This window comes from Polaromonas sp., assembly GCF_041689105.1.
In the GTDB taxonomy this organism is placed as follows: Bacteria; Pseudomonadota; Gammaproteobacteria; order Burkholderiales; family Burkholderiaceae_C; genus Polaromonas.
Genome location: NZ_JBDNGU010000104.1, coordinates 67,731 through 81,173, shown reverse-complemented (window position 1 = coordinate 81,173; position 13,443 = coordinate 67,731). Strand labels below are relative to the sequence as shown.

Annotated in this window: 15 protein-coding genes; 6 read left to right on the top strand and 9 right to left on the bottom strand. The window is 63.0% G+C overall.

Annotated elements, in window-relative coordinates:
- The 3 genes from ACESMT_RS11325 to ACESMT_RS11315 form a co-directional block, all read left to right on the top strand.
- A partial coding sequence (locus ACESMT_RS11325; RefSeq protein ID WP_372826585.1) for an IS3 family transposase occupies nt 1-123 on the top strand: 123 nt, incomplete at its 5' end.
- A 142-nt stretch (nt 124-265) separates the two neighbouring features.
- Nucleotides 266-1,453, top strand: a complete 1,188-nt coding sequence (locus ACESMT_RS11320; protein ID WP_372826695.1) for a PLP-dependent transferase — start codon at nt 266-268, stop codon at nt 1,451-1,453.
- Nucleotides 1,454-1,480: 27 nt separating this feature from the next.
- Nucleotides 1,481-1,654 carry a hypothetical protein gene (locus tag ACESMT_RS11315; RefSeq protein ID WP_372826694.1) on the top strand — a complete coding sequence of 58 codons (174 nt, stop codon included), beginning with the start codon at nt 1,481-1,483 and terminating at the stop codon, nt 1,652-1,654.
- 147 nt (nt 1,655-1,801) lie between these two features.
- On the opposite strand, the gene mnmH is transcribed toward ACESMT_RS11315, so the two are convergent.
- Complete coding sequence (mnmH, locus tag ACESMT_RS11310; RefSeq protein ID WP_372826693.1) at nt 1,802-2,857, bottom strand: tRNA 2-selenouridine(34) synthase MnmH; 1,056 nt, start codon at nt 2,855-2,857, stop codon at nt 1,802-1,804.
- Entirely contained in the window at nt 2,854-3,567 is a 714-nt protein-coding gene (locus ACESMT_RS11305; protein WP_372826692.1) for an arylesterase, read from the bottom strand. The genes mnmH and ACESMT_RS11305 overlap by 4 nt, the downstream gene beginning before the upstream one ends.
- Between ACESMT_RS11305 and ACESMT_RS11300 the strand changes: the two genes are divergently transcribed.
- Entirely contained in the window at nt 3,566-4,288 is a 723-nt protein-coding gene (locus tag ACESMT_RS11300; RefSeq protein ID WP_372826691.1) for an ABC transporter ATP-binding protein, read from the top strand. The two genes, ACESMT_RS11305 and ACESMT_RS11300, sit on opposite strands and share 2 nt — an antisense overlap.
- Before the next feature lie 61 nt (nt 4,289-4,349).
- Here ACESMT_RS11300 and ACESMT_RS11295 read toward each other — a convergent pair whose 3' ends face one another.
- Both ACESMT_RS11295 and ACESMT_RS11290 read right to left on the bottom strand, forming a co-directional pair.
- Complete coding sequence (locus ACESMT_RS11295; protein ID WP_372826690.1) at nt 4,350-6,488, bottom strand: protein kinase; 2,139 nt, start codon at nt 6,486-6,488, stop codon at nt 4,350-4,352.
- A gap of 3 nt (nt 6,489-6,491) precedes the next feature.
- On the bottom strand, nt 6,492-7,373 hold the full coding sequence (locus ACESMT_RS11290; protein ID WP_372826689.1) for a DUF3365 domain-containing protein: 882 nt from the start codon (nt 7,371-7,373) through the stop codon (nt 6,492-6,494).
- A 119-nt stretch (nt 7,374-7,492) separates the two neighbouring features.
- On the opposite strand from ACESMT_RS11290, the gene rlmB reads away from it, so the two are divergent.
- A complete protein-coding gene (rlmB, locus tag ACESMT_RS11285) occupies nt 7,493-8,242 on the top strand; it encodes a 23S rRNA (guanosine(2251)-2'-O)-methyltransferase RlmB (RefSeq protein WP_372826688.1) in 750 nt (249 codons plus the stop codon).
- A gap of 61 nt (nt 8,243-8,303) precedes the next feature.
- On the opposite strand, the gene ACESMT_RS11280 is transcribed toward rlmB, so the two are convergent.
- The 5 genes from ACESMT_RS11280 to ACESMT_RS11260 all read right to left on the bottom strand — a co-directional run bounded on the left by ACESMT_RS11280 (nt 8,304) and on the right by ACESMT_RS11260 (nt 12,842).
- On the bottom strand, nt 8,304-10,535 hold the full coding sequence (locus ACESMT_RS11280; protein WP_372826687.1) for a hypothetical protein: 2,232 nt from the start codon (nt 10,533-10,535) through the stop codon (nt 8,304-8,306).
- A 156-nt stretch (nt 10,536-10,691) separates the two neighbouring features.
- Nucleotides 10,692-11,264 carry a chromate transporter gene (locus ACESMT_RS11275; protein ID WP_372826686.1) on the bottom strand — a complete coding sequence of 191 codons (573 nt, stop codon included), beginning with the start codon at nt 11,262-11,264 and terminating at the stop codon, nt 10,692-10,694.
- 22 nt (nt 11,265-11,286) lie between these two features.
- Nucleotides 11,287-11,880, bottom strand: coding sequence for a chromate transporter (locus tag ACESMT_RS11270; RefSeq protein WP_372826685.1), 594 nt, complete (start codon nt 11,878-11,880; stop codon nt 11,287-11,289).
- 172 nt (nt 11,881-12,052) lie between these two features.
- Nucleotides 12,053-12,322, bottom strand: coding sequence for a hypothetical protein (locus ACESMT_RS11265; protein ID WP_372826684.1), 270 nt, complete (start codon nt 12,320-12,322; stop codon nt 12,053-12,055).
- Nucleotides 12,323-12,374: 52 nt separating this feature from the next.
- Entirely contained in the window at nt 12,375-12,842 is a 468-nt protein-coding gene (locus tag ACESMT_RS11260; RefSeq protein ID WP_372826683.1) for a MarR family winged helix-turn-helix transcriptional regulator, read from the bottom strand.
- Nucleotides 12,843-12,918: 76 nt separating this feature from the next.
- On the opposite strand from ACESMT_RS11260, the gene ACESMT_RS11255 reads away from it, so the two are divergent.
- Nucleotides 12,919-13,440 carry a flavin reductase family protein gene (locus ACESMT_RS11255; protein ID WP_372826682.1) on the top strand — a complete coding sequence of 174 codons (522 nt, stop codon included), beginning with the start codon at nt 12,919-12,921 and terminating at the stop codon, nt 13,438-13,440.
- Nucleotides 13,441-13,443: the final 3 nt, after the last annotated feature.

Here is a 13,443-nt window from a genome sequence, read left to right as displayed (position 1 = left end):
GACGAAGTGATTGACTGGTTGACTTTCTACAACCACCGCCGATTGCACTCGACGTTGGGGTATGTCAGTCCGATGCAGTTTGAGAAAAGCTGGGACGCGGCACAGCAATTGAAGGCCGCATAATTCGATGGCTAAGCAGTAGATTCAACAGGGGCAGGTTCACTTTCACTCGTATCGAACCACGAAACTGAAGTTGAAGTTGAAGTTGGAAATGATTTTTTTGGGATGGCTGACCACAGAAAACCCCAGCCGTTAACATGGCTGCATGAGCAATATCTCCACCCAACTGATTCACCACGGCTACAAGCCGCCCCCAGGTTTTGATTCGGTCCAACCCGCCATCCACAAAGCCTCGACCATCATCTTCCCCAGCGTTGCTGCCCTGCGCCAGCGCGACTGGAAACACAAGACCGGCTACACCTACGGCCTGCATGGCACGCCGACCACCTTCACGCTGGAAGAACGTATTGCCACGCTGGAGGGCGGCCGGTTCTGCACGCTGGTGCCCAGCGGGCTGGCTTCGGTGGCACTGGTGGACATGGCCTTGCTCAAGGCCGGCGACGAGGTGCTGATCCCCGACAACGCCTATGGGCCGAACAAGGCTTTTGCGCAAAATGAGCTGACGGCCTGGGGCGTGCGCTTCGCGTATTACGACCCCCTGTCACCCGCTGACCTGGCCGCCAAACTGAGCGCGAAGACGCGTCTGGTCTGGCTGGAAGCGCCGGGTTCGATCACGCTGGAGTTTCCGGACCTGCCGGCGCTGGTCGCGGCCGTGAAGGCGCACGCCGACGCGCATCCGCAAGGCATCGTCACCGCGCTGGACAACACCTGGGGCGCAGGGATCGCCTTCAATGCCTTTGATCTTGGCGCCGACATCTCGGTGCAGGCCCTGACCAAATACCCGAGCGGGGGCGCCGACGTGCTGATGGGCTCGGTGGTCACGCGCGACGAAGCCTTGCACCAGCTGGTGCATTTCTGCCATATGCGTGTGGGTTACGGCGTCAGTGGCAACGATGCCGAGCTGGTGCTGCGCGGCCTGAACAGCATGGCCCTGCGTTACGCGGCGCAAGACAGCGCTACCCGCGCCCTGGCCACTTGGCTGCAGCAGCAGCCGCAGATCGAGGCGGTGCTGCACCCGGCGCTGGCCAGCTCGCCGGGCCATGAAGCCTGGCAGCGCGACTGCAGCGCCGCGGCCTGTCTGATGAGTGCAGTGTTCAAACCCGGCTACAGCCAAGCCACGCTGGACGCCTTTTGCGACGACCTGAAACTGTTCAATATCGGCTACAGCTGGGCCGGCCCGATCAGCCTGTGTGTGCCTTATGACGTGCCTGCCATTCGCACTACCCGCTGGCCTTACGCAGGCGGGCTGGTGCGGTTTTCCATCGGGCTGGAGGCGGTGGCCGATCTGCAGGCGGACCTTGAGCAGGCGCTCGCCTCTATGCAGTACAGTTAGAACATATTCCCCTGAAGAAAGCACGCCGTGGCAACTCCCAATTATTCCTACGAAAAGCGCCAGAAAGAGCTGGCCAAAAAGAAGAAAAAAGAGGAAAAACTCAAGCGCAAGGCCGAGGGCAAGCCGGATCTGCCGGACGATGACACGCCCGACGGACAGCCCGGCGATGCCGATGCGCCGCCCGCTGAACCGGCCGTATAAGCCCGGGGCATCTCATTTTTTAATCAAATCGGGCTCCAGCCCTTTAGATACGGGCGCAAGCAGCTATATTATTAATAGCTAATCGCACCCAACAAGCTTCGCAGGGACAGGTTTTGTCCCCCGGAGCTTTTTTTCTTGCGTTGCTGTTTATGCCGCGAGCAGGCTGTGCGCCAGCGTCGTCATGGCGGCCGCAGTGTGATCGCGCGGAGCCAGTACCTGGGCCGTTTCGTACTGCGTGAAGTTGCGCCGCATCGATTGCAGGTAGACCGGGTCGTAATGCTGCAGCAGCAGCTCGCGCACCACAGAAGCCACGTCGCCGCTGCGCGCGCGTGTCTGCCAGTCTTGCACCATTTCCTTGCCACGGGCTTCGGTCAGGGCGCCCAGGCGCTCGCAGAACAAAGTGGTGTCCTTCACGAAAAAATCATAATCTTCCAGCAGCAGCGCAACCCGTTCGTCTTCGGCGAGCTCCAGCCGCAGGCAAGGGCTGGCGCGCATCGCGGTGATCAGCCCCTCCGGGACGGCGACATTGCCGACTTTTTTGCTTTCGCTTTCGATATAGACCGGAAGCGATGGGTCAAAATCGCGCAGTGCCGCCCAGACCAGGCTGTCAAAGGCTTTCTGGCTGGGTTGCGCCAAACCGGGGATCATGCCCAGCACCGAGCTGCGGTGATTCGCCAGCCCTTCCAGGTCCAGCACCTGCGCGCCTTGGCTGGCCAGCGCATGAAGCAGCCGGGTCTTGCCCGCGCCGGTGGGGCCACAGACTACCCGGTACTGGTGGCGCGCAGCCAGTTGCGGCAGGTCGGCTACCAGCGCTGCGCGGAAAGCCTTGTAGCCGCCTTCAACCAGTGTGACCCGAAAGCCGATCTGGTCGAGGATCAAGGCCAGCGAGCCGCTGCGCTTGCCGCCGCGCCAGCAGTAGACCAGGGGCTGCCACTCGCGCGGCTTGTCCAGCACCTCGCGCTGGATGTGAGTGGCAATGTTTTGGGCGACCAGCGCCGCTCCCAGCTTTTTGGCCTCGAACTGGTTGATCTGCTTGTAACGCGTGCCGACGATTTTGCGTTCCTCGTCGTTCAGGCTGGGCCAGTTCACGGCGCCGGGCAGGTGGTCCTCCGCGTATTCGCCTTCGCTGCGGGCATCGATCACGACGGCGTAGCCCGCCAGCGTGGCCAGCGCCTGTTCGGCAGAGATGCGTTCCAGGCTCACTTGATGAGTTTTCTCAGTTCGGGCCAGACGTTGCCCAGCATCCTGGCCTGCGACTGCTCGTTGGGGTGGATGCGGTCCGCCTGGAAGTTGCCGGTCGCATCGTCCACATCCGCGATGCCCTTGAGGAAAAAGGGCACCAGCGCCACATTTTCGGACTTGGCGATCTTGCCAAACAGCCCCGAGAAGGCTGCGCCGTAGGCTCCGCCGTAGTTGGGCGGCACCTGCATGCCCAGCAGCAGCACCCTCGCGCCGGTTTTTTTGGCCGCCTGCGTCATGACCCGCAGGTTGTTTTCTGTCATGTCCAGCGGCAAGCCGCGCAGCGCGTCGTTGCCGCCCAGCTCGATCACCACCGTGGCCGGCTTGTGCTGCGCCAGCAGGGCCGGCAGGCGCGAGCGCCCGCCCGAGGTGGTGTCGCCGCTGATGCTGGCGTTGACGACGCGAACATTTTTTTTCTCGACGGCGAGTTGTTTTTCCAGCAGCGGCACCCAGCCGGTGCCGCGTTTGAGACCGTATTCGGCGCTCAGCGAATCGCCGACGATCAGCAGCGTCCCGGTGGAGGCCGCCATCGCGGACGTTTGTGCCTGCGACAGCAGCGGCGCGGCTGCCAACACGGCCAGCAGCAGCGCGCCCCAAGGTTTTACCAGGCCGGCGGCCGCAGCATGGGCAAGCTTGGTAAAGTCTGATCTCAAGTTTTCTGACAAGGCTGACATGTTTGAACCTGCGGTTGATGTACTGAACGACGCTGCTCCCGCGTCCACGACTTCTTCAATTATTTCCGTGGAGCATGTTTTCAAGAGCGTGAGCGACTCGACCGGCACACTGACCATTTTGCGCGATATTCATTTCGCACTGGCGGCCAGGGAGACTGCGGCGATTGTTGGCGCCTCCGGCTCGGGCAAAAGCACACTGCTGTCCATCATCGCCGGGCTGGACACGCCGACCCAGGGCACGGTGCATCTGGCCGGTCAGGACCTGTTTGCACTCAGTGAGGACGACCGCGCCGCACTGCGCGCCCAGAAAGTGGGGTTTGTGTTCCAGAGCTTTCAGCTCATGGGCAACCTGAACGCCCTGGAAAATGTCATGCTGCCGCTGGAATTGTCGGGTGCCAGAAATGCACGGGCACAAGCCACCGAGATGCTCAAACGTGTTGGCCTGGGTGAGCGGCTGGGCCACTACCCCAAGGTGCTGTCGGGGGGCGAGCAGCAGCGGGTGGCACTGGCGCGGGCCTTTGTGGTGCAACCTGCGCTGCTGCTGGCCGACGAGCCGACCGGCAGCCTGGACTTTGCCACCGGCGAGACCGTCATGGCGCTGATGTTCGAGCTCAACCAGGAACTCGGGACCACGCTGGTGCTGGTCACGCACGACCGCGGCATCGCGGCACGCTGCCAGCGCCGCATCACGCTCGAAGCCGGACAGATTGTTGCGGGTTGAGCATCAAACAGGCCTCCAGCCCTTGATTTTCGGGCGCAAGCAGCTATAAAAAGTATAGCGATCAGGGCAGTTTTTGCGTGGCAGTGAGGAATTTTTCGCGCTCGGCGGGGCGGTCCACCTGGGCGGCCAGCGCCTGGCGCAGCGCTTCCAGCGCGGTGTGCCGGGCCACCTCTTTCCTGACAATCATTTTCGCGAGCGGGCCGACGACCTGGCTCAGCGCCCGTTCCAGCTGCGTGAGTTGGGCTGCACTGAACCAGGGAGAGGACACCGGGACAGAGCGTCCGCTGATGCTGCCGCTGATCGTGCCGCTGACAGGCTGGCTGATGTCTGCGCGCAGCCGCATGGAGGGGTCAGGGCGGCTGCCCGAGGCAGACACGGGCTGGGTCTCGTGGCTTTTCGGGTTGATAAACAGCTCGCGCGCCTTCAGGTCGGGAATGGTGACGGCCAGCAGCTCGCGCAAGCCCTGGGCCCCCACGACGCGCGCCAGCGCTTTTTTAAGCAGCACCTTGGCCAGCGGGCCGATGCTGTGTGCCAACTCGGACTCGATCTCGGCAATCACCTCCGGCGTCAGCGAGGACAGCGCGGCGAATGTGGCGGTGTTTTCGAACTCGTTGCTGCGACCGGCGTTGGCCTGCACGGGCCGCGATGGTGGGTCCAGGACCGCATAGATGTCGTGCGAACGCAGGTGTTTGTCCAGGTGCGGACCCAGCGGGCTGAACATGCCGGTGGCGTTGTCACTGATGCGCGAGATCACGTCGTAGTAGGCACGCGACACCACAATCTGGTTGGGATGGGCGAAGTCCATGATGCGCTGGGCCACGTTGATGCCGTCGCCCACCACATTGACCCGCTGGTTGACGTCGAACACGATGCGTATCGGTCCCAGGTGCATGCCGATGCGCATCAAGAGCATTTTCCCGTATTTTTGCATCAACAGACTGCGCAGCAGCAGCGCTGACTGCAGCGCTTCCTCGGGGTCGCCCAGGAAACAGGTGGCTGCCCCGTCGTCCGTGTCGATCACGATGCGGGATGCCTGCGGCACGCCCTTGAGTGCCTTGGTGATGAGCTCGTTGAAACGATCTTTCAGTGCCACCTGCTGGTCGACGGAGTGCCGCGAATAGGCCACCAGATGCAGAAACATCACGGTGCCGAAGACGTTTTTGCGATTATTTTCCACGTTGCTTCCCGGTACGGCCTGCGCGCTTGCGGCAAAGGCCAGCACGTCGCTGTCGGGGTCTGGCCGGGTGTCGGTCGGGGCGCGCTTACCCGGGGGGAGCAGGCCGCCGGCAGCCTGCTCCGCCGCCGCCAGTGCAGCCCGCAGCTCGGCCACGTTTTGCGGCCGGCGCGCCTCGTCGGGGTTCAGGGCCCAGTCGATCATGCGCAGAACACCTGTGCCGAAGACCGCCGCATCACCGATGGCCAGCGCGGCGGGCATGGCGTCGTCCTTGACGCGCGCGGCCGACTCCAGCGGCTTTTCGCCGGTGGTCATCCAGTACATCACCGCGCCCAGAGAATAGATGTCGCTCCATGGGCCCTGGTTGCCCTTGCTGTGGTATTGCTCGAAAGGCGCAAAACCGGGGCTGACGATGTTGGTCAGGTCGCGCCCGCCGGTGGTCCGGCGTGCGGCGCCGAAATCGACGAGCACCGGCGTGCCGTCAGCGCGTATATAAATATTGTCGGGCTTGATGTCGCGGTGCAGGAAGTTCAGCTTGTGAACGGTGTCCAGGCCATCCATCAGCGGGTAGATTACCTTCAGCAAGGTGGCCAGGTCCAGTGCTGGCTGGCGCGCCAGCCAGCGTTTGAGCGGATCGCCCGACTCGTATTCCATGACGATGTAAGCCGTGCCGTTTTCGCGAAAATAACGCAGCACGCGCGCAATGTTGGGATGCCGAAACGCCGCCAGCGCCCGGGCCTCGTCGAGAAAACGCTCCAACCCCCACTCGAACTGCTTTGCGGCCTCGGGTGAGCGCACGCGCACGCTCAGGTCGGCCGCGCGCAGGGTCAGCTCGCCCGGAAAGTACTCCTTGATGGCGACCGGCAACTCCAGGTTGATGTCATGGGCCAGATAGGTGATGCCGAAGCCGCCGCCGCCCAGCATTTTTTCGATGCGGTATTCGAAGACCTTGTGGCCGGCGGGCAAGGCGGCCGCGTCCGCGCCGTCCGACACTGGTGGGGTGGGAGCGCCGGGCACAGACGGCATTCGTCAGCTTCCGTCCCGCTCTATCATCTGCATGGCTTTTTCGAGGCTGCGCCGCATGCGGTTGAAGGAGCTGCCGAGCACGGCCACTTCATCGCGGCCCTCATCGGAAAATTCGGGTACATCGAAGTCGCCGGTGCTGACCTTGTCGGCGGCCTGCGACATGCGCTGGATGGGCCGGACGATGAGCCAGCTCAGCATCAGGTTGAGCGCGATGAAGACCACGACAAACACCCCGGCGAGCGAGGCCATGAACGTCTTGAAGGCCCGATCAGCGTTCAGGATGGGGATATCCATGGGCACGGTCACCACCTGCGCACCCACAATTTCCTGGAGTTTCCAGCCAAAACCGTTGGTATCGCCGTAGATCTTGAGCATGCTGGCAGGCGCAGCGGCCGGCACGCTGTGGCATTGCAGGCAGGCAGGGTTGCTGATTTGAATCGGTTTGGCGATATAGAGAATGCGGCCGGTGCCGCCGTCGCGTTCTGAAACGAGCTCCTTCGACTCGGTGTTGTGTCTGAATTGCTGAACGATGTCGGCTTCCCAGTCGGTGGCGCGGTCACGCGGGTTGGTTGGGTTCAGCGTGGCTTCCTTGCAGCCGTAATCCCGGTATTTTTTCTGGATGTGGTTCAGTGTTTCGGTGGCGGCGCAGGCCGGTACGGATTGCGGCAGGAACACTTCCTTGAGCTGTTTATCCAGGTGCGGTTTGACCTGGTCCACGGTATAGCTGCGAACCGCCAGCGCGGTGTCCATCATCAGGCGCGCGTTGCGAAGGACTTCTTCCCGGGCAATGTCCTGAAGCAGCTGGCGCGACGCCAGGCCCGCCGCCGTAAAGCCCGCGAGGAACACAATGATCAACACCAGATTGAACTTGAGCCGGATTCCCATGTCGCCACCTCCGAAAACCTTTGGTTACTATTTTAAGCTTACAGCTGTGCCGCCTGTCCTTTTCGCACCTCCAGCGGTCAGTTCGCAGAGGCCGAGCGGGGAACAGTGATAATCCTGCCATGTCTTCTTCCCCCAAAGTCCTGTTCGGATTTCATGCCGTCGGCGTGCGTATCAAAACGGCGCCCCAATCTGTTTTTGAGGTATTTTTTGACGCTTCGCGCCGTGACGCACGCATGCGCCAGTTCGCGGACCGGGCCAGAGAGGCTGGCATCCGCCTGATCGAGTCGGATGGGCTGCGGCTGGCCAAGATGTGCGGCAGCCACGGCCACCAGGGCGTGGTGGCGCGTGTGGACCCGCTGGCGCAGGTCAAGTCGCTGGACGAGTTGCTGGAGCAACTGGAGGCCGCCTCGGCCGAGCCGCCCTTGCTGCTGGTGCTCGATGGCGTGACCGACCCGCACAACCTGGGCGCCTGCCTGAGGGTGGCCGATGGCGCGGGTGCGCATGCGGTGATTGCGCCCAAGGACCATGCTGCCGGTATCAATGCGACGGTGGCCAAGGTGGCCAGCGGCGCCGCCGAGACCATGCCGTATTTCATGGTGACCAATCTGGCACGTACCCTGGGTGAACTCAAGGAGCGCAACATCTGGTGCGTAGGCGCCAGCGACGATGCGCCCAAGACCATCTACGACGTCAAGCTCACCGGGCCGGTGGCCCTGGTGCTGGGCGCGGAAGGCGAGGGCATGCGACAGCTCACGCGCAAGACCTGCGACGAGCTGGCCAGCATTCCGATGCGCGGCGCGGTCGAAAGCCTGAATGTGTCGGTAGCCAGCGGTGTGTGTCTGTACGAAGCGCTGCGCCAGCGTACCTGAGCACCTTTCCTGAGCAGTTTTCCCGGGCAGACTGCCAGGCCCTTACGCGGCTTCGCGGTGGTTAAAACAGGTAGCCACCCACCCGTTGCAACATCGCCTCGGCTTCGGCGTATCGCCCCAGCCCTTGCAGTACTCTGGCCATTGCCAGATCGCTGCGGACAATCAGGTCTGTATGGATGGCAGCGCTTTCCGCCGGGCTCAGGCCGGCCGTAGACTGAGCCATGCGGCGGTATTTTTCGGCTCTTGCAGGCAGCCCGCCCTGGGCATAAAGGAATGCGAGCTGGCTCAGTGCCTGTGCTTTTTCGAGGCCTGATTTTTTTTCGAGCTGCGACTCCAAAGTGGCCGTTGTGGTGTCCATCTGTTCCTGCGCGGCTGCGTCGCCGAGCTGCGCGATGCTGCGCAGCCACGTTGCCCGCTCGGCCAGGTTGCTGTTCTTGCCGGCCTGCGCCAGTGCGGCTTCAAGGCTTTTCCGAGCCTTGTCGGTTTGCCCCAGCTGCTGCTGGATCTGATGGTCCACCGCATAGAGGCGCAGTCGCGTCCACGAGTCGGGCGCCTGCGCAATCAGGCCTTCGATCTGGGCGGCACTGGCTTGCGCTTTCGACCATGAACCCGCACGGGCTCGGGCGCTGGTTTCGTTGGAAAACACTTCCGCCATGGACACCGCGAGGTCACCCAGCGCCTGGGGCTGGCTGGCAGCTGCCACTGTCTTGAGCGAATCGGCCGCGAGCGAAAGGAAGGCGCGCGGCAGTTCCGCCGGTAATTGCCCACCGCGGCTCAGAATCACGGCGGTCTGGGCCTGCAGCTGCGTGCGTTCCATGGGGTTGGCCACCGCGAGAATTCTGACCTTCAGCTCTTCGGCAGCCTTGCCCGTCGGTAGGGCTTCCCGCCGCTGGATCGCCCACGCCTGGGATCTCAATTCGGCGCTTCGCAAAGCCACCGCGGCTTCCGGCTCCGCTGCGGGGTCCATCGACGCCATGGCGGCTTTCAGTACGCCTCTGGCGCGCGCCGATTGGCCGATTTCGGCCAGCATCCTGGCGAACTCGGCCGTCAGGACCTGTTTGGTGAGTTTGGGCACGGTGACGCTGCCTGCACCGGTGCCAGTGGCATTACCGGCGGCGCTGCCAGCCGCATTTCCACCGGTAAACGAGATGCCGCTTGCCGACGTGTTGCCGCCACCCACGCTGGTGCCACCAGCCACGCTAACAGCAGTCGTGCTAGCGCCAGAACCAGACGAGCTGGCGGGGTTGTCAATGGCGCTGTCAATGGCATCGTTGGCCGCCTGGCTGGCAGCATTGCCAGCCTTGCCCCCTACGGCGCCGCCAGCCATCGCCCGATCAGCCGTCGTATTGCCCACGGATTTTGCGAGCGTCTTTGAGGCTGCCAGGGCCTGTTCAAGCGTCAGCTGCTTGCCCCCCGTCGGTTTGCCGGCTATGGCCTGAATCAATGGGTCATCGACGTCCGGATCGCCCGTGCTGCCAGGAGCGCCGGGCGAGCCGGCAGCACCGCCGGTTGCGCCATCCGCAACGGCTCCGGCGGCCTGGGCTGTCTTTTCAAGGCTGTCGGCACTCATGGCCGTAGACGCAGCGCCTTCCTTGCCACTTGAGCTCTTGCTCCAGGGAAGCCCGTCCGTCGAAAAGCCCCGGCCGCCAAAGAACGCAAAGGCCAGCAAGCCTATCAACCCGACCGCCTTGAACAGGCGCGCCGATCCCGGGAACAGGCCCGGTTTCTCCCGCTTGATGCCATATTCTTTTTCGAGTTCTTCACGAACCTTCGCGCGAACCGACGCTTCCAGCATTTCCCGTGCGCGTTTCTCGCTGTCCTTGCTGGACTTGGCTTGCGCGAACTCGATTTTTCCGCGCTCTTGTTCCAGCAACTTCCGCCTGAGCAGGAATTCCTCGGTGACCTTGTCCACAAAAATACCGCAGGCTGGGCACTGGCGGTTTTCCGGCAACACCACGCGCTTATCGCAAGCCGGGCAGCAAAACGTGCCGTCATAGTTGCCGGCCATCGCCGCCTGGATGGTCAGCAAGGGGGTTACAGTGACCAGCAGTCCGGCCTTGCTGAATTGCTCCTGCGCAAGATCGGCTTTTTCCCGCGTGACGCCGGAGCCTATTTTGGCCTGCGGCGAACTGCGCAGCACCTGCACCAGTCGTTCAATACGATCCGGTGCAATGCCTGCGACGTCCCGCGCTTTGCGCTCGATCTCTTCGAGCCGCGCGCCGGGCGGCATGTTGATGACGACATCAAAAAGCGGGGTGCTGGATTCGACAGCGGCATCGGCGGCTTCAGACATTCAGGCTTTCATGACAGTAAATCCCAACTTATTGTATAGATCTGTATCTAAATGTGTAGAAAAAAAGTGTGACCTTTTATCCTCGTGTTGGAGGGTATCGCAGTCGCCAACACATAACACGCAGCACGTCACAGAAAGTCTGGCCACTGCCCAGTCCTAAATCCAGCCGAGCCAACCCAACGTTGCGCCCGCGCCCAGCAACCACAACAAATGCAGGCGGGTGTGCCAGACGATGGCCGCCGTCACCGCTGCCAGCAGAGGCACGCGCCAGTCCTGCAGGCCGGTGACGCTGGCGCTGGCCAGGATCCAGCCGGTGGCGATCAGCAGCGCGATCACGATGGGTGCCATGCCCTGCTTGAAGGCACGCACCCAGCGCAGGTTGCGGTTGCGGTGGCCCCAACTCGCAGCCAGGTAGGTCAGGGTGGTGCTGGGCAGCATGATGCCCACCATGGTGACCAGCACGCCGAACAGTCCCATCAGCGGGCCGCCCGCGTTCAGGCCTACATGCCAGCCCATCAGCGCCACAAACAGCACGTTTGGGCCGGGTGCGGCCTGGGCGATCGCCACTGATGCGTTGAACTGAGGGTCAGCCAGCCAGTGCTGGCGGTTGACCAGGTAGCGGTGCATGTCGGGCGCGGTGGTGATGGCGCCGCCCACCGAGAGCAGCGACAGGATCATGAAATGCCCGAACATCGCGAGCCAGTCGCTCCATTGCAGTGTGATGCTCATTGGTCCAGCCCCCTGTCCTTGTTTATCTGTCGAGCTTTTTGTAGGTCAGCGTGCAGGCGGTGACGCCCAGCCCCAGCAACACCACCACCAGCGGCAGCCGCAGCAGTGCGATGCCGGTGAAACACAGCAGTGCCAGCGCGATACACAGGGGCAGCCCCAGCGGGTGCATCTTCAGCGCGCCCATGAGCTTGAGTCCAGTAGCGGCAATCAGGCCGGCGGCCACCGCGCCCATGCCGCGCAGGGCACCCGCGACGCCGGGGTGGTCGGCAAACTGCGCATACACCAGCGCCAGCATCAGCACCACCAGCAGCGGCACGGTCAGCATGCCGGCCAGCGCTGCCATGGCGCCGCGCAGGCCGAAATAGCGGTGACCAATCATCAGCGAGAGATTGACCACATTGGGTCCCGGCATGATTTGCGCCACAGCCCACTCCTCGACAAACTCCTCGCGCGTCATCCAGCGTTTTTTCTCGACCAGCTCGCGCTGTACCACTGCCAGCACGCCGCCGAAACCCTGCAGCGCCAGCAAGGTGAAGGAGACAAACAGGTCGGTCAGGGACTGGGGTCGCGGGTGCGCCTGTTCGTCTTCGGGCGGTGCGGCAGGGGTTGGATTCATGCCCGCCGATTATCGCCGGCTCACGGGCTACCCATTAGTCAGTGAAGCATTGAGCAGAGGCAAGTAGATGCTGGTCAACAAGTCCGAACGCGCATGTTGCGCGGGTTGTTGACTTACTCCCCTAACACCGGCAGGTCAGTCGCTTCATGCACGGACGAAGCCAGCCATACAGCTACTGGCAGGCCGCGCGCAGGATGGCATAAGGCTCCTCGTGGCGCAGTACGGCGCAGAGACCGGGTCGTCCAGCGCATGCCGGCGGGCCAAGTCCTGGGCCGACAGCCAGGTGGTCGTGGATGTACGCCGTCACCCGCGCCAGTCGCTCCTGGTAGTCGGTCCAGCCATGGCTGCGAGCCAGCGCGCCAGTCGCTGCGCGTACATCGCTGCCACCCGCAGAGCTGTGCTTGCATAGGTCGGCCTGGCCCGGCGCGCCGCAATGCGGCATTCATGCTTTTACTGCTTCCATCTCGATGCCACTGAAGATGTCGATGAGTGGCTTACGACGCATCGCTGCGGCTGATCAGCGTGCGCAGAATCTTTTTGAGCGCGGTGACATCCCGCTCGCTGAAGTCCTGTAGCAGGGAGTCTTCATGCGCCTTGGCCTGCGCCAGCAGGGCGGCCACCGTGGCCCGGCCCTGCGCGGTCTCAAAAACCAGGGTGCGCCGCGCATCGGCGGGGTCTTCGCCGCGCAACACCCAACCGGCTTTTTCCATGCGCTGGACCAGCTTGGTCAAGGTCGGTTGCTGCGACAGGATTTCCCGGGCAAGCTCCCCGATGGTCAGGCCGTCGCCATCCGACAGGGTGGCCAGCAGGCGCCATTCCAGCTGACTCAAACCAGCGGCCTGGACCTGGGCGTGGAATTCGCTGTACACCACATGGCTGGCCCGTGCGAGCAAATAGGACAGGTAGCCGTCGATGAACCGGGTGGTCGGGGCCGGGCAAGCAGGCTTGTTGGAGTGGCTCACGATGTACCTCGACGAATTAGAGGGGTGCTTGCATATTGCATGAATATTCATATATTATGCGCAGATGAATGTTGCCTTGCAAGCTTCCCTGAATCCCGCTGTCCCCGACGCCACACCTGTGCTGGACAGCCGGGTCTTGCGCACGGCGCTGGGCCAGTTTGCAACTGGCATCACGGTAGTGACGACGCGCGCAGACAGCGGCCAGTTTGTCGGCCTCACGGTCAATTCGTTTTCCGCGCTGTCGCTGGAGCCGCCGTTGATCCTCTGGTCGCTGCGGCTCAGCTCGCCCAGCCTGGCGGCGTTTGAAGCTGCACCGCGTTTTGTGGTCAACGTATTGGCGGAAGCCCAGGTGGAGATATCCCGCCGCTTTGCCTTGCCTCTGGCCGACAAGTTTGAGGGCGTGGCCCACGCCGAAAACATCTCGGGGGTTCCCTTGATCCACGGCGCCGCGGCCTGGTTTGAATGCCGCACGGTGTCTTGCCAACACATCGGCGACCATGCTTTGTTCATTGCTGAAGTCGAGCGTTTTACCTTGTCCGAGGCCGCGCCTTTGCTCTTTCACGCCGGTGCCTATTTCGCCCTGGGCTCACGGCTCTAGGAC